The organism is Campylobacter sp. CFSAN093259 (assembly GCF_012889985.1).
GTDB classification, from domain to species: Bacteria; Campylobacterota; Campylobacteria; order Campylobacterales; family Campylobacteraceae; genus Campylobacter_D; species Campylobacter_D jejuni.
On the sequence record NZ_CP040617.1, the window covers coordinates 382,294 to 400,824 of the forward strand.

The following is an 18,531-nucleotide window of genomic DNA, read 5'->3' on the forward strand; positions in this document are numbered from 1 at the left end:
ATTTATATTAATAGGACTAATATAGTCTTGTTTAAATTATTATCAAGGAGAAGTAATGCAAGACAATATTATTGATCGCAGAAGCTTTTTTAAACTAGGGCTTCTAGGTGGTTCTGTAGTAGCAGCTAGCACTATAGGTGGCGGTGCTGTTTTAAAGGCAGCAGAATTTACGCATTCGCATCAAGCTTCACAAGGGAAATCAAATAAAGTTAGAGGTAGAATGTTTTTTCAAACTCAAACTGAATTTGATACCTTAAGTGCAGCCTGTGAAAGAATTTATCCTAAAGATGAGCAAGGAGAAGGAGCTATAGGTTTAGGCGTGCCTTATTTTATCGATAATCAGCTAGCTAGTGCTTATGGTTATAATGATAGAGAATATATGCAAGGACCTTTCATTGAGGGTAAAGCTGAACAAGGCTATCAAACTCCTATGCAACGCAAAGATATTTTTTTAGAAGGTGTGCGTGCTCTTGAAGAAAATGCTCAAAAGCGTTATAAAAAATCTTTTTCTTTGCTTAAAGGTGGAGATCAGGATAAAATTTTAAGTGATTTTGAAAAAGGAAAAATTCAAACTACAGGTTTTAAATCTTCTTATTTTTTCACACTTTTAAGAGATATGACAGTAGCTGGAGTTTTAGCTGATCCAATTTATGGCGGAAATGATAATAAAAATGGTTGGAGAATGATGCAATATCCAGGCGCACAAATGAGCTATGTGGATAAAATTGCAAGTGATGAATTTTTTAACATTGAACCTATGGGTTTAGCAGATATGGAGAATTAAAATGGCTGAAGTATTAAAAAAAGTAGATGTAGTAACAGTTGGAGCAGGATGGACTGGAGGTATAGTGGCCGCAGAGCTTACTAAAGCAGGTTTGAATGTACTTAGTTTAGAACGCGGACATATGCAAAGTACTGAAAATTTTAATTTTATCCATGATGAGTGGAGATATGGGATTAATTATGGTTTGATGCAAGATTGCTCAAAAGACACTGTGACTTTTCGCCATGATCCTAGTGGTTTAGCCTTACCTTATCGTAAAATGGGTTCGTTTTTATTGGGTAATAATGTTGGCGGTGCAGGGGTGCATTGGAATGGTTGGACTTTTAGGTTTATGCCTTATGACTTTGAAATTCAAACCCTAAGCAAACAAAGATATGGTAATAAATTAGGTAATGATTATACCTTGCAAGATTGGGGCGTGACTTATAAGGATATGGAGCCTTATTATGATAGATTTGAAAAAACCTGTGGGGTATCAGGTGAGCCAAATCCTTTAGCGGAAAAAATGGGAGCTTTTAGATCCAGTCCTTATCCACAAGAACCTCTTGAAAATACTAAAATGCTTAAACGATTTGAAAGTGCAGCAAAAAGTTCAAATTTACACACTTATCGTTTGCCAGCTTCAAATTCTAAAGGTGGCTATACAAACCCTGATGGTCAAGATTTAGCTCCTTGTCAATACTGTGCGTATTGTGAGCGTTTTGGTTGTGAGTATGGCGCAAAAGCAAGTCCTTTAAACACAGTAATTCCAAAGGCTATGAGCACAGGTAAATACACTATACGCACTTATAGCAATGTAACGCAAATTCTTAAAAAAGACGGAAAAGTAATGGGGGTAAAATTTGTCGATACTAGAACGATGAAAGAGTATATTCAACCTGCTGATATAGTTGTGCTTACAAGTTATATGTTTAACAATGCTAAGCTTTTAATGGTAAGCAACATAGGTGAGCAATACGATCCAAAAACAGGTAAAGGAACTTTAGGTAGAAATTATTGTTATCAAATGAACATGGGTACAACAGCTTTCTTTGATGAGCAATTTAACACCTTCATGGGTTCAGGTGCTTTAGGAACTACGAGTGATGATTTTAACGGAGATAATTTTGATCATTCTAAGGAAAAATTCCTTCATGGAGCTATGATTTATAGCGTTCAGCTTGGAACTCGCCCTATACAATCAGCCCAACTTCCAGCAGGAGCTCCAACTTGGGGTGCTGAATTTAAAAAAGCATTAAACTATAATTTCACAAGAGCTATTACCGTAGCAGGACAAGGTGCTTCTTTGCCTCATAAGAATAATTATTTAAGTCTTGATCCAACTTATAAAGATGCTTTTGGTATGCCACTTTTACGCTTAACTTATAATTTCACCGATCAAGATAGAGCTTTGCATAAATTTATTACAGATAAAACAGCTGAGGTAGCAAAAAGAATGCAAGGAGTAAAATCAATCAAAAAAGGCGCTTATCTTAAGGATTATAGCGTTGTGCCTTATCAATCTACTCATAACACAGGTGGAACAACAATGGGTGCAGATAGAGAAACTAGTGTGGTTAATACTTATTTACAACACTGGGATGCGGATAATCTTTTTGTTGTAGGAGCAGGAAATTTCCAACACAATAGTGGATATAATCCAACTGATACTGTGGGAGCTTTGGCTTATCGCTGTGCTGAAGGTATTTTAAAATATCATAAAAGTGGAAAAAGCTTAGCTTGATAATAACTTGAGAGTTTTTGAAAACTCTCAAGATTATAAATTTTTAATTTTCTTCCGATATAGTATATAATATCAAGGAAGGCAAAAATGATTAATGGTATAAATTCTTATTCAAACTACAATTATACAAAAAGGCAAATGTAGTCTGCTCTTGGAGGGTGGTATGCAAGATGATTACTTTAAGTTCTTTTAATAGATATTTTGGAAATAATCCTCTGCAGACACTTACTAAAATTAGAGATGAAAGTATTGAAAATGCAAAAATTTAAATTATAAAAAGGATAAAAAATGTTAAATATTTTACATGCAAATTCAAGTCATCGTTTCCATAAATGTATGCCTAAGGAAGTTCATCAAATATATGATACTTTAAAGCTTATGGAACAGCAAGAAGGTACAAAAAAAAGTAGAAGCCAAAAAAGAAGAGCAAAGTAATTCTACAAATACAGATAAAGCAGATAATAAAAAAATAAATTTTTAGACATGTCCGTTTAGTTTTAAAACAAAGCTTTATTTATAAGGAAGATTGGCATAATTTTTTTATTTAAATTAAGAATTTTAAGATGCGATGCTGAATTTAATGTCGTTATTTTGTGAATTTTGTTGATAAGTTCTAGTGACAAGATTTTTAAAGTCTTTATCAAAATTTGAATTTTTATCGTTGTTTTTTGAATCTTTATCTGTTTTTTCTAAGCTATTTTCTGAATTTTTGTCATCTTTTTCTTTATTTTCTTCTTCTTTTTCTTTGGCTTCTTCGGCTTTAAGTTTCATTGCTTCAGCTCTTGCTTCAAATTCCATTTTTGTAGCATTTGCTGCAACTTTATAGTCTTGTGGGCTAGGATCAGCAGGAGCCATAGCTGCTGCTGCGATTTGTCTTGCATTGGCTATAGTTTCTTCTGGTGTGTTTCCTTTTTGCATGCTGATAGGAACTTCGCCCGCTGTAGCATACATTTGATTATCAGGGCCTCTTGTGTAAGTAAAACTTGCAGCACCTGCTAAGCCGCCACCCGCTGCTTGATGTGCAGCTTCATGAGCCTTTACATTTCTATCGATACTTTGGAGTTCGCGAACTTGAGCTACTTCTTTTTGGCTTAGCTCTACGCCATTAACCATTTGGGTTTGTTCGCCATTTTTTTCTTTATCATCTTTATTTTCACTAAGATTTTTTTCATCTTTTTGAGTGGAATCAGATTGATTTGTTTTATCAAAAGAAGGTTTGCTAGAGTAGTAATCATAAGAGTTATAACTTGAACTAATTTGCATTTATCCTTCTTTTTGTTTTTTAAATTTTTAGGAATTTTAACGCATTTTGACTTAAAAATTTGATAAATTTTGTAAAATAATCATAAATACAATTTCAAAGGAATGTAATGATTTATGAAAATGATTTGATTTATATAGAGAAAGAGGAGGCTCAAGTGCCTTGGCTTAAAATTTTTACTAAAGAAATTTATAAAGAATTTAGCGATTGTCCTTTAGAGTTGCAAAAGGAACTTTTTGAAAAAATTTTATTTTGTGAAAAGGCTATGATAGAATTTTACAAACCTGAAAAAATCAATATCGCCTCTTTTGCAAATTATGTGCCAAGGGTGCATTTTCATGTTATGGCAAGATTTAAAGAAGATGCGTTTTTTCCAGAGTGTATGTGGGGAAAACAGCAAAGAGAAACAATAAAGCTTGATTTGCCTAAATTTGAAGAATTTGTAAAATTTTTAAATAGTAAAATTTTTTGATTTTTATTAATGATTTGTTATGTTTTATCTAATAAAATTTTTATATTGAAAATTACTATAAAAAAGGAAAAAAATGAAAAAAGTTTTATTGAGTTCATTGGTTGCGGTGTCTTTGTTAAGCACAGGTTTGTTTGCTAAAGAATATACTTTAGATAAAGCACATACAGATGTAGGTTTTAAAATCAAACATTTACAAATTAGCAATGTAAAAGGAAATTTCAAAGATTATTCTGCGGTGATTGATTTTGATCCTGCGAGTGCTGAATTTAAAAAGCTTGATGTAACTATAAAAATCGCATCTGTAAATACAGAAAATCAAACAAGAGATAATCACTTACAACAAGATGATTTTTTCAAAGCAAAAAAATATCCTGATATGACTTTTACAATGAAAAAATATGAAAAAATCGATAATGAAAAAGGCAAAATGACAGGAACTTTAACTATAGCTGGAGTTTCTAAAGATATCGTTTTAGATGCTGAAATCGGCGGTGTAGCTAAAGGCAAAGATGGAAAAGAAAAAATAGGATTTTCTTTAAATGGAAAAATCAAACGCTCTGATTTTAAATTTGCAACAAGTACTTCAACTATTACTTTAAGTGATGATATTAATTTAAATATCGAAGTTGAAGCGAACGAAAAATAATTTTTTAGTCTAAGAGTCTTGCTCTTAGACTTTGTAAATTTTTATCCAAATTTTCTTCACTTTCTTGCCAAATCAATTTAAAATCCGGTTTAAAATTTTCATTTTCTAAATTAAATTCCGTGTTTTTCAAGGTGGATTCTAAAAAAGCAAGATGATTTAAAGCTTGATTTTTATCATTAAAAATTAAAATAAAATCATTTTCTACGATAAAAATTTTTGCTCTAAAGCGTTTTAAAATTTTTGCAATTTGTTTTAAAATGAGTTTGGTATAGCTTTCTTTGGTATCTTTTAGTTCATTAAAATGAAGCAAGGCAATGATATAGTTGTTTTTTCCTTTTGTAAAGCGTGTAAGGCTTTTTTCATTGGGTAGCTTTGTTAAGGTGTCAAAAAAAGCTAACCTATAAGCGTGATTTAAAAGATAAAAACAAAAAACCAAACTTGCAAATTCAAAATATCTTATTCCTGCTCCTTCTTGGAATAAAAATTGAAAATACGCAGTAAAAAATGCGATAAGAAGATAATATTCTTTAGTTTTAAAGGTTTTGATAAAAATGAGTATTAAGCCGACTAAAAAAAATAAAAATCCTAATTCACTCACAGGTTTAAAAAAATCTAATGCAATAAAATGAAATTCTAAACCAGCACTATTAAAAGTAGTATTTCTAGGTAAAATGATACTTAAAATGCCTATAAAAATAAGGGTTGTAATTGAAGCGATATTTTTTTTATTTAAAATTAAAACATGATGTTTTCCAACGCAAAATAGAGTAAAAATCATAGGTAAAAATAAAGCTACAAATAAATTAGCTTGAAAAAAACTTGTATAAAAATAAGGCAACTTGGCTCCTAATAGCACTAAAGTTAAAAAGAAAATTTTTGAATTTTTAAAGTAAAAGGATAATACAAGTGCTGAAATTTCAAAAATAAAACTCAATGATATTAAAAAATCTAATAAAAACATTATCAAATCCTTGATTTTAATAAAAGTGATAATTGTATAGAAAAAAGCTTAAAAGCGGATTTTATTTAAATTTAGCAATTTCATCTTGTATGGTTTGTTCTATATGGAGTAATTCTTCATGAGTTTTTTTGCTATTATCTAAAAGTTCATCAAATTTAAAGCCAAGCATAACAATACGATATAAATTGGGTTTATATTTTCTCCAATTATATAAAGTGCTAACATCAATGTCTAGTTCATATGCCATATCACGCTTGCTCTTTTTTGTCATTTTTTACCTTAAAAATTTAGCCTTTAAAAAATTTTACATTAAAATTTCTTTATTAAAAACACTTGAAATATTCAATCTTTTATATAAAATATATTTAATATTTCAATATTAATTAAGTTATAGTATGGAATAATAGTTTTTATAAAATTTTTATTTAAGGAGAATTACATGGAAGGTGCAAGTGGCGGGTCTATTTTTGTAACAATATTATTGTTTATATTATACATGTTGCCCGCTATTATTGGTTTGAGCAGAAAGCATTCTAATTGGCTGATAATTTCTTTGCTAAATTTGTTTTTTGGTTGGACTATTATTGTTTGGCTTGTTTGTTTAATATGGTCTTTTACGGGAAGTTTTAAGCAAACTATTATTATTAAAGAAAAAAATGAGAAATAGGAGAAAAAATGACAAAATTTTTAAGCATTTGTAGTTTAATTGCGATGTTGTTAAGTGGTTGTGGAAGTGATTTTCCTGGACAACCTAGTGATGTGGCTAGAGTTCAGCAAAACAAATATCCAAATGGAAATTTAAAAGAAGAAATTCCCTATAATAAAGATTCAAGAATACATGGGTTAAAAAGAGCTTTTTATGACAATGGTCAGCTAAGAGCTGAAGAAAATTATAAAAATGGAAAAAAAGATGGAATTAGCAGGGAATATTCTAGAAATGGGCAATTACTTGAGGAGGTGCATTTTAAAGATAATCGCGGATATGGTGATTTTGCAAGCTATTATGAGAATGGAAATATGAGAGCAAAGGGAAAACTACTTGGCTATAATGAAGATGGTATGCCAGAATTTGAAGGTAATTACAAGGAATATTATGAAAATGGAACTTTAATGTGTGATTATAATTTTGATAATAAAGGTAAATTTGATGGAGTACAAAAGCGTTATGATGAAAATGGCGCCTTAGAAGACGAAGAAAATTATAAAAATGGACTTAAAAATGGAGTCTTTAGAGAATATAAAAAAGGGGAGATTGTAAGAGAAGAAGAATATAAAAATGGTATTTTAGTAGCAAAACCTAAAAATTAGAGGAGTTTAGATATGTTTAAAAAAGTAATTTTATTTTTCTTAATGGGGTTTGCCTTGCTTCAGGCCAACTCATTAGACAAATGTGATAATACGGCAGTTGTTTCAAATCTTAAAGAAAAAATTCCTAGTGAAATTTTTAAAAATCTTTATGAATTATCCGGACTTAAAGCCCAAGGGATTGATTATGAAGATTATGCAAAAGGCCTCAAGGAAATAGCCAAGCATGATGGAATGGTAAATTACACTGATATGATCGAAATTAATTCCATTTCAAATTTTGATCTTAATTTTGATTCTTGTATGGCTACGATTAATGCTGCATTAAAAGGGGAACAGAGAAAAGGTCTTTGGAGTGTTGTTTATAAGGTTTCTAACATAAATCAAGTGAAAATTACAGATATAACTTATATCAATGGAGATTTCCAATAATATTTTTATTAAAGTAAGTCAATAGAATTAATTTCATGACTTACTAATATTTTATACTCAATTAATTTCAAGTCTTTTTTTGATACAATTTCTTAAAAATTTTTATAAGTAAAAAATTTAAGGAAAATCATGGTTGAAGTAAAAAATCTTACTATGCGTTTTGCAAATCAGCTTTTATTTGAAAATGTTAATTTAAAACTTGTTCGAGGACAAAGATACGGACTTATCGGTGCTAATGGTGCGGGAAAATCGACTTTTTTGAAAATTCTTTCAGGAGAAATTGAGTCAAGTAGTGGTGAAATAGTATTTGATGAAGGCTTGAAAATCGCAGTTTTAGGACAGGATCAATTTGCTTTTGAAAACTACACCATCAAAGATGCAGTGATGTGTGCAAATAAGCGTTTATATGAGGCCTTAAAAGAAAAAGAAAAGCTTTATATGAGCGAGGAATTTACTGATGAGATCAATGAGCGTTTAGGTGAGCTTGAGATAATAACGGCTGAAGAAGATCCAAATTATGATTGTGAAACACGTTGTGAAAAAATTTTAAGTTCTTTAAAGATTAAAGATTTCGATGCTTTAATGAGCACCTTACAAAGTGCGGATAAATTTAAAGTTTTGTTAGCTCAAGTTTTGTTTTTAGGTGCCGATGCGCTTTTTTTAGATGAGCCTACAAATAACCTTGATTTAGAGGCGATTTCTTGGCTTGAAAATGAACTTTTAAGACATGAAGGAACTTTGGTTGTCATCTCTCATGATAGGCATTTTTTAAATAAAATTTGCACAAGGATTTTGGATGTGGATTTTAAACAAATTCGTGATTTTGCGGGAAATTATGATGATTGGTATATGGCTTCAACGCTTTTGGCAAAACAAGCTGAGCTTAAACGCGATAAAACCTTAAAAGAAAGAGAAGAATTAGAAAATTTCATTCGCCGTTTTAGTGCAAATGCTTCTAAAGCAAAACAAGCCACAAGCCGTGCTAAGGCGCTTGAAAAACTAGAGCTTGAAGAGATTAAAATTTCAAGCCGTAGAGATCCTAGTATAGTATTTAGAACTAATCGTGAAATAGGTAATGAAGTTTTAGAAATTAAAGGTATAGGCAAGGCTTATGATAAACAATTGTTTTCAAATTTGGAGCTAAAAATAGAAAAAAATGATAAAATCGCTTTGATTGGGGCAAATGGTGTGGGCAAAAGTACTTTGGCAAAAATCATCGCCCATGCTATAAGTCCAGATAGTGGATCCATACATCTTGGGGCAACTATAGAGCTTGGATATTTTCCTCAAGATACAAGTAATTTAATTTGTGAAAATTTGAAACTTTATGAATGGTTGATGAGTGAAAAATTTAAAGATCTAGATGAAATCCGTAAGTGTTTAGGTAGAATGCTTTTTAGTGGCAGTGATCAAGAAAAGATGGCAGCAAGTTTAAGTGGGGGTGAAAAACACCGTTTAATGCTTTCTCGTTTAATGCTAGAGCGTCCAAATTTCTTGCTTTTAGATGAGCCTGATAACCATTTAGATCTTGAAAGTATTATTGCACTAGGTGAAGCTTTGTATAATTTCAAAGGTGTAGTGCTTTGTATCAGCCACGATAGGGAGTTAGTTTCTGCTTTTGCTAATAGAATTTGGCATTTAGAAAATGGTAAGCTTACGGATTTTCGTGGAACTTATCAAGAATTTTTAGGAGAAAATGATGGCTAAATTTAGAATTCAATACAGCGCAGGTTTTGGGCACTATACGCAAAATCACAAGGGTTTTGGACCTACGATTTATATAGAAGAGGTCGTAGAGTTTGATAATGGCAAGGATTATTTTGACTATATAGATTTTTATAAAACTTATTCAAAGAGCGATGATACTTATTTTCATATCAGTTTTTTAGAAGATAGACCTCTAAGCGATAAAGAAATCACCATTCGCAATGAATACCGCAAAATGCGTGATGAAAACTGTAAAAAAGCCAAGGAGGAATTTATAGCCAACAATGAGCTTGATGTGGAGCATTTGCCTACTCACCATGATTAAAAAACATTAATTTTTACATAAAAAGGAACGCTTTTTGCTTGTATAGTTTTTGCATATTTTGAAAGGAGAAAACTATGCAGGTAAATTATAGAACGATTAGCTCGTATGAATACGATGCTATTAGTGGTCAGTATAAACAGGTGGATAAACAGATTGAAGATTATTCTTCATCTGGAGATTCTGATTTTATGGATATGTTAAATAAGGCGGATGAGAAGTCAAGCGGAGATGCTTTAAATTCTAGCAGTAGTTTTCAAAGCAATGCGCAAAACTCAAATTCAAATTTAAGTAATTATGCTCAAATGTCAAATGTTTACGCTTATCGTTTTAGACAAAATGAAGGCGAGCTGTCTATGAGAGCTCAAAGTGCTAGCGTTCATAATGATCTTACACAACAAGGTGCAAATGAACAAAGTAAGAATAATACTTTGTTAAATGATTTATTGAACGCAATTTAATCAAAAGCTCCATTTTGGAGCTTTTATATTTACTTGCAAGAATTTATAATTTCTCTATTTCAAAAGGTGCAAAATTTTTACAAAAAATTTCAAATTCTTGCTCCTCTTTTTCATTTAATTTGATATGTAATATAGCTTTGCAATCCTTAAAATCTTTTGTGAAATTAAAAGAATAAGTTTTTAAAAAATGTTCAAAACGATTTAAATTTTTTAAATCAATAGCAATGGTTGTATTTTTTTTCAATTCGAATGAAAGTAAAGAAGAATTATTTATCACAGCATTTGCTGCATCGCTATAAGCTCTTACAAGTCCCCCTGTACCAAGTTTTATACCGCCAAAATATCTTACAGTGATTAAAGCCGCATTGATAAGATCATAGCCCCTTAGAACATTTAAAGTTGGCATTCCAGAAGTTCCTTTAGGCTCTCCATCATCACTTTTATCTTCTACAATTTGATTGAAATCATTTAAAACACGATAAGCATAGACAAAATGAACGGCTTTTGGATGTTCTTTTTTTAGTGTTTCTATTAAAAATTTAAAATCTTTAAAAGGGCAAAGAAAAGATAAGAAAGTAGATTTTTTAATATCGATTTGTGTTTGAAAAATTTGATCAATAGTTTGCATTTTTGCCTTCTTTTATTTAAAATTATACTTATAAAAACTAAAATCAATTTGATGTTAATTTTTAAGATATTTGATATTTGTATGATTTGCATTGATATTTTAAGTTTAATTTTGTAAAATTTTCATTATGGAAAAAATCAAAAATTATAAACTTATCATCATTTTACTTAGTCTTGATTTGTTGGCTTTGCTTTATGGAACTTCAACACTGAGTATTAGTGCTGATGAAGCTGATATTTATTTTGGTGAGCAGGGTAAATCACTTATTTTTTCTCATAGTTTGCTTTATTATATATCTCATTTTGGAACTTTTATTTTTGGGCAAAATGATTTTGGTTTAAGGCTTCCTTTTTTATTTTTTCATTTTTTAAGTTGTTTGCTTTTGTATTTGCTAGCTTTAAAATATACTAAAACTAAAATTGATGCTTTTTTTTCTTTATTGTTATTTGTTTTATTGCCGGGTACTGTTGCAAGTGCTTTACTGGTTAATGCCGCATCTTTGGTGATTTTTTTAACCCTTGCTATATTATGTGCTTACGAATATGAAAAAAAATGGCTTTTTTATATATTATTGATTATAGTATTATTTGTTGATAAATCTTTTAATATTTTATTTTTAACTTTTTTCTTTTTTGGGATTTATAAAAGAAATGCTATTTTATTTACCTTATCTCTTGTTTTGTTTGGAGCGAGTATCAGTTTTTATGGTTTTGATACAGGTGGTCGTCCAAGAGGTTATTTTTTAGATACCTTAGGAATTTTTGCTGCATGTTTTTCTCCTTTGGTTTTTGTGTATTTTTTTTATACTATTTATCGTTTGACTTTTCAAAAATATAAAAATTTATTATGGTTTTTAATGAGCGTAACATTTGTATTTTGTTTGTTGCTTTCTTTAAGACAAAAACTTTTTTTAGATGATTTTTTGCCTTTTTGTGTTATTTGCACTCCTTTGCTTATAAAAACTTTAATGCAAAGTTATAGGGTGAGATTACCAGTTTTTCGATTAAGGTATAAAATCTTTATAGAATGTTCTATAATTTTTTTGATATTTTGTTACTTTTTAATCGTCGCTAATCAATTATTGTATTATTTTATAAACAATCCAAATCGTCATTTTGCCAATAATTATCATTTTGCTAAAGAATTGGCACTAGAATTAAAAAAACAAGATGTTTTAGAGCTTGCAACAGCCCCAAGTTTGCAAAAAAGATTGCGATTTTATGGAATAAAAAATAGCAATAAGTTTTATTTAAAAGCTTTAAAACAAGCCGATAAGCATGATATGGACAAAAAAATTGTTAAAGTAAAACTTGGAAAATATGAAAAAGTATATCAGATTTTAAACTATGATTAAAGCTTTCAGTTTGTTGGAATTTGTGTTTATAATTCTCATTTTAGGTATAGTTTTTAATTTAGGCAGTCTTTACTTAAAAAAAGACAATCTACTAGAAGGTGCGATACAAATTCTTAATGATATCCAATATACCCAAAGTTTAGCCATGATGCAAGAAGGTATAAGAGTTGATGAGTTGACTATTGCAAAAAGAGAGTGGTTTAAAAGTAAATGGCAGATTTATTTTATAAAATCAGCTGCCACAGGTTATGATCAAACATATACTATTTTCTTGGATAAAAATGGCGATGGAAATGCTAATTTAGGTAAAACTGAAATCAATATAGATAGAGAAATTGCTGTTGATGTAATCAATCATAACAAATTAATGAATTCAGGTCAAAGTGGAGTTATTAGTAAAGATGATGAAAAAACTACACAAAGATTTAATCTTACAAAAAGATTCGGAATAGAAAAGGTTGAATTCAAAGGATCTTGTTCAGGATTTACTAGATTAGTATTTGATGAAATGGGCAGAGTGTATTCTCCGTTAAAAAATGCCAATTATGCCTATGAAAAAACTTTAGCAAAGAATAATTCAGATTGCATTATACGTTTGTTATCAAAAAAGCATGCTCTTTGTATCGTTATAGATACGCTTAGCGGTTATGTTTATATTCCAGATTTTAAAACACTTAAAAGTCAATTTGTTAATATAAAAAATAAAAATTACGAGTGCTCTAAAATATAGCCCCCATTATACTTATATAAATACTTACACAAATATTTATACTATTTAATCCTTTGTTTAATCCCCTTTTAAGTTTAATTGGTTATACTTTCATTTCCTTTTTTGAAAAAAGGACTTAAAATCTTTTAAATTATAAAGTTTCACTAGCTTAGTAGATTTTATAAATTAACTCTTTTGGTTTTTGTCTTATAAACTAAAAGCTTTTTTATAAATCTTGTTTTTTAATTTAAAAACTTTTCTTTTAAAAATGATTTTTTGTTTTGTTCTTTTAAATTAGTATTGTTATTCAAATCTTATTAGTCAATCTTTGAAATCTAAATAAGTGATCGATTGAGCCAGAACAGATTTAGGCATAAGCAATTATGTAAAATCTATTCAATCTAATAATTAAAAAGATTAAAAACTTTTCTTTTAATCTTTCATAACTTTTTCTTTGAAGAAAAAGATTAAACTATCTATAATTTTTTATGGAGAGTTTGATCCTGGCTCAGAGTGAACGCTGGCGGCGTGCCTAATACATGCAAGTCGAACGATGAAGCTTTTAGCTTGCTAGAAGTGGATTAGTGGCGCACGGGTGAGTAAGGTATAGTTAATCTGCCCTACACAAGAGGACAACAGTTGGAAACGACTGCTAATACTCTATACTCCTGCTTAACACAAGTTGAGTAGGGAAAGTTTTTCGGTGTAGGATGAGACTATATAGTATCAGCTAGTTGGTAAGGTAATGGCTTACCAAGGCTATGACGCTTAACTGGTCTGAGAGGATGATCAGTCACACTGGAACTGAGACACGGTCCAGACTCCTACGGGAGGCAGCAGTAGGGAATATTGCGCAATGGGGGAAACCCTGACGCAGCAACGCCGCGTGGAGGATGACACTTTTCGGAGCGTAAACTCCTTTTCTTAGGGAAGAATTCTGACGGTACCTAAGGAATAAGCACCGGCTAACTCCGTGCCAGCAGCCGCGGTAATACGGAGGGTGCAAGCGTTACTCGGAATCACTGGGCGTAAAGGGCGCGTAGGCGGATTATCAAGTCTCTTGTGAAATCTAATGGCTTAACCATTAAACTGCTTGGGAAACTGATAGTCTAGAGTGAGGGAGAGGCAGATGGAATTGGTGGTGTAGGGGTAAAATCCGTAGATATCACCAAGAATACCCATTGCGAAGGCGATCTGCTGGAACTCAACTGACGCTAAGGCGCGAAAGCGTGGGGAGCAAACAGGATTAGATACCCTGGTAGTCCACGCCCTAAACGATGTACACTAGTTGTTGGGGTGCTAGTCATCTCAGTAATGCAGCTAACGCATTAAGTGTACCGCCTGGGGAGTACGGTCGCAAGATTAAAACTCAAAGGAATAGACGGGGACCCGCACAAGCGGTGGAGCATGTGGTTTAATTCGAAGATACGCGAAGAACCTTACCTGGGCTTGATATCCTAAGAACCTTTTAGAGATAAGAGGGTGCTAGCTTGCTAGAACTTAGAGACAGGTGCTGCACGGCTGTCGTCAGCTCGTGTCGTGAGATGTTGGGTTAAGTCCCGCAACGAGCGCAACCCACGTATTTAGTTGCTAACGGTTCGGCCGAGCACTCTAAATAGACTGCCTTCGTAAGGAGGAGGAAGGTGTGGACGACGTCAAGTCATCATGGCCCTTATGCCCAGGGCGACACACGTGCTACAATGGCATATACAATGAGACGCAATACCGCGAGGTGGAGCAAATCTATAAAATATGTCCCAGTTCGGATTGTTCTCTGCAACTCGAGAGCATGAAGCCGGAATCGCTAGTAATCGTAGATCAGCCATGCTACGGTGAATACGTTCCCGGGTCTTGTACTCACCGCCCGTCACACCATGGGAGTTGATTTCACTCGAAGCCGGAATACTAAACTAGTTACCGTCCACAGTGGAATCAGCGACTGGGGTGAAGTCGTAACAAGGTAACCGTAGGAGAACCTGCGGTTGGATCACCTCCTTTCTAGAGTACAAAGTAATAAGTCTCACAACTATTACTTCAATATATAAACTCAATTGATTCTTGTTTAGATTTCAAAGATTGATGATAAAGCTAATTGTTTATGGGGAATTAGCTCAGCTGGGAGAGCGCCTGCTTTGCACGCAGGAGGTCAGCGGTTCGATCCCGCTATTCTCCACCATTTATTAAGGGCCTATAGCTCAGCTGGTTAGAGTGCACCCCTGATAAGGGTGAGGTCACAAGTTCAAGTCTTGTTAGGCCCACCATAAAAAAGATTTGAATAAAGAAGCTTTAAAATCTAAAGCAAGTATATAAAATAGATTAAATATAAAATATAAACTCTATACTTAGATTTATTTTTTATCTTTAACTATAAAAGAATATACTTTAATAGATATAAGTAGCATATACATTTATATTTATAATGATTATGTTAATATATATACTTCCTTTAGGTTTTAAACCTAAATGTTCTTTTTAATTATCATTGTTAAGAGTCACAAGCAAGTTTTAATAAAAACAATTTTACAGGACTTGTTAAAGGATAAAACCTATTTATCTTTTCTTTAGTTTAACTTAACTTTTAGCTGTCTTTATTTCTATGAATAAAGAGAATATTGGATTTAAGGATTATAAATTAAAGACAAGTTTCAAACTCACAGCTTAGTTGAGACTAAATCATTTAGTTTTATATTAAGTGTTTGAATGCTTTCCGTCTTAAGATAAAGAAGTCTTATCATAAAAACTTTAACAAGGAAGTGATGCGTTTTAGAATCAATAATAAAAGGTAAAAAAAGGTAAGCTACTAAGAGCGAATGGTGGATGCCTTGACTGGTAAAGGCGATGAAGGACGTACTAGACTGCGATAAGCTACGGGGAGCTGTCAAGAAGCTTTGATCCGTAGATTTCCGAATGGGGCAACCCAATGTATAGAGATATACATTACCTATATAGGAGCGAACGAGGGGAATTGAAACATCTTAGTACCCTCAGGAAAAGAAATCAATAGAGATTGCGTCAGTAGCGGCGAGCGAAAGCGCAAGAGGGCAAACCCAGTGCTTGCACTGGGGGTTGTAGGACTGCAATGTGCAAGAGGTAAGTTTAGCAGAACATTCTGGAAAGTATAACCATAGAGGGTGATAGTCCCGTATGCGAAAAACAAACCTTAGCTAGCAGTATCCTGAGTAGGGCGGGACACGAGGAATCCTGTCTGAATCCGGGTCGACCACGATCCAACCCTAAATACTAATACCAGATCGATAGTGCACAAGTACCGTGAGGGAAAGGTGAAAAGAACTGAGGTGATCAGAGTGAAATAGAACCTGAAACCATTTGCTTACAATCATTCAGAGCCCTATGTAGCAATACAGGGTGATGGACTGCCTTTTGCATAATGAGCCTGCGAGTTGTGGTGTCTGGCAAGGTTAAGCAAACGCGAAGCCGTAGCGAAAGCGAGTCTGAATAGGGCGCTTAGTCAGATGCTGCAGACCCGAAACGAAGTGATCTATCCATGAGCAAGTTGAAGCTAGTGTAAGAACTAGTGGAGGACTGAACCCATAGGCGTTGAAAAGCCCCGGGATGACTTGTGGATAGGGGTGAAAGGCCAATCAAACTTCGTGATAGCTGGTTCTCTCCGAAATATATTTAGGTATAGCGTTGTGTCGTAATATAAGGGGGTAGAGCACTGAATGGGCTAGGGCATACACCAATGTACCAAACCCTATCAAACTCCGAATACCTTATATGTAATCACAGCAGTCAGGCGGCGAGTGATAAAATCCGTCGTCAAGAGGGAAACAACCCAGACTACCAGCTAAGGTCCCTAAGTCTTACTTAAGTGGAAAACGATGTGAAGTTACTTAAACAACCAGGAGGTTGGCTTAGAAGCAGCCATCCTTTAAAGAAAGCGTAATAGCTCACTGGTCTAGTGATTTTGCGCGGAAAATATAACGGGGCTAAAGTAAGTACCGAAGCTGTAGACTTAGTTTACTAAGTGGTAGGAGAGCGTTCTATTTGCGTCGAAGGTATACCGGTAAGGAGTGCTGGAGCGAATAGAAGTGAGCATGCAGGCATGAGTAGCGATAATTAATGTGAGAATCATTAACGCCGTAAACCCAAGGTTTCCTACGCGATGCTCGTCATCGTAGGGTTAGTCGGGTCCTAAGTCGAGTCCGAAAGGGGTAGACGATGGCAAATTGGTTAATATTCCAATACCAACATTAGTGTGCGATGGAAGGACGCTTAGGGCTAAGGGGGCTAGCGGATGGAAGTGCTAGTCTAAGGTCGTAGGAGGTTATACAGGCAAATCCGTATAACAATACTCCGAGAACTGAAAGGCTTTTTGAAGTCTTCGGATGGATAGAAGAACCCCTGATGCCGTCGAGCCAAGAAAAGTTTCTAAGTTTAGCTAATGTTGCCCGTACCGTAAACCGACACAGGTGGGTGGGATGAGTATTCTAAGGCGCGTGGAAGAACTCTCTTTAAGGAACTCTGCAAAATAGCACCGTATCTTCGGTATAAGGTGTGGTTAGCTTTGTATTAGGATTTACTCCGAAAGCAAGGAAACTTACAACAAAGAGTCCCTCCCGACTGTTTACCAAAAACACAGCACTCTGCTAACTCGTAAGAGGATGTATAGGGTGTGACGCCTGCCCGGTGCTCGAAGGTTAATTGATGGGGTTAGCATTAGCGAAGCTCTTGATCGAAGCCCGAGTAAACGGCGGCCGTAACTATAACGGTCCTAAGGTAGCGAAATTCCTTGTCGGTTAAATACCGACCTGCATGAATGGCGTAACGAGATGGGAGCTGTCTCAAAGAGGGATCCAGTGAAATTGTAGTGGAGGTGAAAATTCCTCCTACCCGCGGCAAGACGGAAAGACCCCGTGGACCTTTACTACAGCTTGACACTGCTACTTGGATAAGAATGTGCAGGATAGGTGGGAGGCTTTGAGTATATGACGCCAGTTGTATATGAGCCATTGTTGAGATACCACTCTTTCTTATTTGGGTAGCTAACCAGCTTGAGTTATCCTCAAGTGGGACAATGTCTGGTGGGTAGTTTGACTGGGGCGGTCGCCTCCCAAATAATAACGGAGGCTTACAAAGGTTGGCTCAGAACGGTTGGAAATCGTTCGTAGAGTATAAAGGTATAAGCCAGCTTAACTGCAAGACATACAAGTCAAGCAGAGACGAAAGTCGGTCTTAGTGATCCGGTGGTTCTGTGTGGAAGGGCCATCGCTCAAAGGATAAAAGGTACCCCGGGGATAACAGGCTGATCTCCCCCAAGAGCTCACATCGACGGGGAGGTTTGGCACCTCGATGTCGGCTCATCGCATCCTGGGGCTGGAGCAGGTCCCAAGGGTATGGCTGTTCGCCATTTAAAGCGGTACGCGAGCTGGGTTCAGAACGTCGTGAGACAGTTCGGTCCCTATCTGCCGTGGGCGTAAGAAGATTGAAGAGATTTGACCCTAGTACGAGAGGACCGGGTTGAACAAACCACTGGTGTAGCTGTTGTTCTGCCAAGAGCATCGCAGCGTAGCTAAGTTTGGAAAGGATAAACGCTGAAAGCATCTAAGCGTGAAGCCAACTCTAAGATGAATCTTCTCTAAGCTCTCTAGAAGACTACTAGTTTGATAGGCTGGGTGTGTAATGGATGAAAGTCCTTTAGCTGACCAGTACTAATAGAGCGTTTGGCTTATCTTTAATAAAGCATCACTTCCTTGTTAAGGTTTTTAAGAAGACTTTGAATATAGATAATATTTAGAGTTTAAT

Annotated in this window: 17 protein-coding genes, 2 tRNA genes, 2 rRNA genes and 1 pseudogene; 18 read left to right on the plus strand and 4 right to left on the minus strand. The window is 34.0% G+C overall.

The genetic code is table 11. From position 1 onward, the window contains the following. Nucleotides 1–55 precede the first annotated feature (55 nt). The 4 genes and pseudogenes from FBF20_RS02005 to FBF20_RS02015 all read left to right on the plus strand — a co-directional run bounded on the left by FBF20_RS02005 (nucleotide 56) and on the right by FBF20_RS02015 (nucleotide 2,942). On the plus strand, nucleotides 56–784 hold the full coding sequence (locus FBF20_RS02005) for a gluconate 2-dehydrogenase subunit 3 family protein (RefSeq protein ID WP_002875091.1): 729 nt from the start codon (nucleotides 56–58) through the stop codon (nucleotides 782–784). A gap of 1 nt (nucleotide 785) precedes the next feature. Continuing rightward, complete coding sequence (locus FBF20_RS02010) at nucleotides 786–2,507, plus strand: GMC family oxidoreductase (protein WP_002855617.1); 1,722 nt, start codon at nucleotides 786–788, stop codon at nucleotides 2,505–2,507. Between the two features lie 170 nt (nucleotides 2,508–2,677). Then, a pseudogene (locus FBF20_RS08855) lies at nucleotides 2,678–2,764 on the plus strand (hypothetical protein); the annotation flags it as partial. A gap of 31 nt (nucleotides 2,765–2,795) precedes the next feature. Further along, the gene (locus tag FBF20_RS02015) at nucleotides 2,796–2,942 is read left to right on the plus strand and encodes a hypothetical protein (RefSeq protein ID WP_002858682.1); all 147 of its coding nucleotides are present in this window, start codon (nucleotides 2,796–2,798) and stop codon (nucleotides 2,940–2,942) included. Nucleotides 2,943–3,065: 123 nt separating this feature from the next. Here FBF20_RS02015 and FBF20_RS02020 read toward each other — a convergent pair whose 3' ends face one another. Next, a complete protein-coding gene (locus FBF20_RS02020; RefSeq protein WP_002858642.1) occupies nucleotides 3,066–3,770 on the minus strand; it encodes a putative metalloprotease CJM1_0395 family protein in 705 nt (234 codons plus the stop codon). Nucleotides 3,771–3,877: 107 nt separating this feature from the next. Here FBF20_RS02020 and FBF20_RS02025 point away from each other — a divergent pair, with 107 nt between their 5' ends. Together FBF20_RS02025 and FBF20_RS02030 are read left to right on the plus strand one after the other, a co-directional pair. Next, nucleotides 3,878–4,240 carry an HIT family protein gene (locus FBF20_RS02025; RefSeq protein ID WP_002858673.1) on the plus strand — a complete coding sequence of 121 codons (363 nt, stop codon included), beginning with the start codon at nucleotides 3,878–3,880 and terminating at the stop codon, nucleotides 4,238–4,240. A gap of 73 nt (nucleotides 4,241–4,313) precedes the next feature. Beyond that, nucleotides 4,314–4,886 carry a YceI family protein gene (locus FBF20_RS02030; protein ID WP_002855621.1) on the plus strand — a complete coding sequence of 191 codons (573 nt, stop codon included), beginning with the start codon at nucleotides 4,314–4,316 and terminating at the stop codon, nucleotides 4,884–4,886. A gap of 4 nt (nucleotides 4,887–4,890) precedes the next feature. Here the strand turns inward: FBF20_RS02030 and FBF20_RS02035 are convergent, their stop codons facing one another. Together FBF20_RS02035 and FBF20_RS02040 are read right to left on the minus strand one after the other, a co-directional pair. Further along, nucleotides 4,891–5,820 (minus strand): hypothetical protein, encoded by a 930-nt coding sequence (locus FBF20_RS02035; RefSeq protein ID WP_223209688.1) that lies wholly within the window; start codon nucleotides 5,818–5,820, stop codon nucleotides 4,891–4,893. A gap of 88 nt (nucleotides 5,821–5,908) precedes the next feature. Further along, a complete protein-coding gene (locus FBF20_RS02040; protein WP_002858725.1) occupies nucleotides 5,909–6,118 on the minus strand; it encodes a transcriptional regulator in 210 nt (69 codons plus the stop codon). Nucleotides 6,119–6,286: 168 nt separating this feature from the next. On the opposite strand from FBF20_RS02040, the gene FBF20_RS02045 reads away from it, so the two are divergent. The 6 genes from FBF20_RS02045 (at nucleotide 6,287) to FBF20_RS02070 (ending at nucleotide 10,074) form a co-directional block, all read left to right on the plus strand. Then, complete coding sequence (locus FBF20_RS02045; RefSeq protein WP_002858641.1) at nucleotides 6,287–6,514, plus strand: superinfection immunity protein; 228 nt, start codon at nucleotides 6,287–6,289, stop codon at nucleotides 6,512–6,514. An 8-nt stretch (nucleotides 6,515–6,522) separates the two neighbouring features. Continuing rightward, the gene (locus FBF20_RS02050; protein ID WP_002818736.1) at nucleotides 6,523–7,155 is read left to right on the plus strand and encodes a toxin-antitoxin system YwqK family antitoxin; all 633 of its coding nucleotides are present in this window, start codon (nucleotides 6,523–6,525) and stop codon (nucleotides 7,153–7,155) included. Nucleotides 7,156–7,167: 12 nt separating this feature from the next. Next, nucleotides 7,168–7,584 (plus strand): hypothetical protein, encoded by a 417-nt coding sequence (locus tag FBF20_RS02055; RefSeq protein ID WP_002824822.1) that lies wholly within the window; start codon nucleotides 7,168–7,170, stop codon nucleotides 7,582–7,584. Nucleotides 7,585–7,713: 129 nt separating this feature from the next. After that, entirely contained in the window at nucleotides 7,714–9,291 is a 1,578-nt protein-coding gene (locus FBF20_RS02060; RefSeq protein ID WP_002858735.1) for an ABC-F family ATP-binding cassette domain-containing protein, read from the plus strand. Further along, nucleotides 9,281–9,616, plus strand: a complete 336-nt coding sequence (locus tag FBF20_RS02065) for a hypothetical protein (protein WP_002859498.1) — start codon at nucleotides 9,281–9,283, stop codon at nucleotides 9,614–9,616. Before FBF20_RS02060 ends, FBF20_RS02065 begins: the two co-directional genes overlap by 11 nt. 74 nt (nucleotides 9,617–9,690) lie before the next feature. Beyond that, nucleotides 9,691–10,074 carry a hypothetical protein gene (locus tag FBF20_RS02070; protein ID WP_002858752.1) on the plus strand — a complete coding sequence of 128 codons (384 nt, stop codon included), beginning with the start codon at nucleotides 9,691–9,693 and terminating at the stop codon, nucleotides 10,072–10,074. Nucleotides 10,075–10,117: 43 nt separating this feature from the next. Here the strand turns inward: FBF20_RS02070 and FBF20_RS02075 are convergent, their stop codons facing one another. Beyond that, nucleotides 10,118–10,702: a YigZ family protein gene (locus FBF20_RS02075; protein ID WP_002858665.1), complete on the minus strand. Its 585-nt coding sequence runs from the start codon at nucleotides 10,700–10,702 to the stop codon at nucleotides 10,118–10,120. Nucleotides 10,703–10,829: 127 nt separating this feature from the next. On the opposite strand from FBF20_RS02075, the gene FBF20_RS02080 reads away from it, so the two are divergent. The 6 genes from FBF20_RS02080 to FBF20_RS02105 all read left to right on the plus strand — a co-directional run bounded on the left by FBF20_RS02080 (nucleotide 10,830) and on the right by FBF20_RS02105 (nucleotide 18,462). After that, nucleotides 10,830–12,056, plus strand: coding sequence for a membrane protein (locus tag FBF20_RS02080; protein WP_002868718.1), 1,227 nt, complete (start codon nucleotides 10,830–10,832; stop codon nucleotides 12,054–12,056). Then, a complete protein-coding gene (locus FBF20_RS02085; protein ID WP_002868719.1) occupies nucleotides 12,049–12,786 on the plus strand; it encodes a hypothetical protein in 738 nt (245 codons plus the stop codon). The genes FBF20_RS02080 and FBF20_RS02085 overlap by 8 nt, the downstream gene beginning before the upstream one ends. Nucleotides 12,787–13,250: 464 nt before the next feature. Beyond that, a 16S ribosomal RNA gene (locus FBF20_RS02090) occupies nucleotides 13,251–14,763 on the plus strand. Nucleotides 14,764–14,865: 102 nt separating this feature from the next. Next, nucleotides 14,866–14,941 (plus strand) — tRNA-Ala (locus FBF20_RS02095). 8 nt (nucleotides 14,942–14,949) lie between these two features. Beyond that, a tRNA-Ile gene (locus FBF20_RS02100) sits at nucleotides 14,950–15,026 on the plus strand. A 529-nt stretch (nucleotides 15,027–15,555) separates the two neighbouring features. Then, nucleotides 15,556–18,462: ribosomal RNA gene (locus tag FBF20_RS02105) — 23S ribosomal RNA — on the plus strand. Together the 16S and 23S rRNA genes with 2 tRNA genes alongside form the textbook arrangement of a ribosomal RNA operon. Nucleotides 18,463–18,531 lie beyond the last annotated feature (69 nt).

Coding starts and splice junctions, on each gene's coding strand:
- FBF20_RS02005 (WP_002875091.1), top strand. CDS start 56: ATGCAAGACAATATTATTGATCGCAGAAGCTTTTTTAAACTAGGGCTT.
- FBF20_RS02010 (WP_002855617.1), top strand. CDS start 786: ATGGCTGAAGTATTAAAAAAAGTAGATGTAGTAACAGTTGGAGCAGGA.
- FBF20_RS02015 (WP_002858682.1), top strand. CDS start 2,796: ATGTTAAATATTTTACATGCAAATTCAAGTCATCGTTTCCATAAATGT.
- FBF20_RS02020 (WP_002858642.1), bottom strand. CDS start 3,770: ATGCAAATTAGTTCAAGTTATAACTCTTATGATTACTACTCTAGCAAA.
- FBF20_RS02025 (WP_002858673.1), top strand. CDS start 3,878: ATGATTTATGAAAATGATTTGATTTATATAGAGAAAGAGGAGGCTCAA.
- FBF20_RS02030 (WP_002855621.1), top strand. CDS start 4,314: ATGAAAAAAGTTTTATTGAGTTCATTGGTTGCGGTGTCTTTGTTAAGC.
- FBF20_RS02040 (WP_002858725.1), bottom strand. CDS start 6,118: ATGACAAAAAAGAGCAAGCGTGATATGGCATATGAACTAGACATTGAT.
- FBF20_RS02045 (WP_002858641.1), top strand. CDS start 6,287: ATGGAAGGTGCAAGTGGCGGGTCTATTTTTGTAACAATATTATTGTTT.
- FBF20_RS02050 (WP_002818736.1), top strand. CDS start 6,523: ATGACAAAATTTTTAAGCATTTGTAGTTTAATTGCGATGTTGTTAAGT.
- FBF20_RS02055 (WP_002824822.1), top strand. CDS start 7,168: ATGTTTAAAAAAGTAATTTTATTTTTCTTAATGGGGTTTGCCTTGCTT.
- FBF20_RS02060 (WP_002858735.1), top strand. CDS start 7,714: ATGGTTGAAGTAAAAAATCTTACTATGCGTTTTGCAAATCAGCTTTTA.
- FBF20_RS02065 (WP_002859498.1), top strand. CDS start 9,281: ATGATGGCTAAATTTAGAATTCAATACAGCGCAGGTTTTGGGCACTAT.
- FBF20_RS02070 (WP_002858752.1), top strand. CDS start 9,691: ATGCAGGTAAATTATAGAACGATTAGCTCGTATGAATACGATGCTATT.
- FBF20_RS02075 (WP_002858665.1), bottom strand. CDS start 10,702: ATGCAAACTATTGATCAAATTTTTCAAACACAAATCGATATTAAAAAA.
- FBF20_RS02080 (WP_002868718.1), top strand. CDS start 10,830: ATGGAAAAAATCAAAAATTATAAACTTATCATCATTTTACTTAGTCTT.
- FBF20_RS02085 (WP_002868719.1), top strand. CDS start 12,049: ATGATTAAAGCTTTCAGTTTGTTGGAATTTGTGTTTATAATTCTCATT.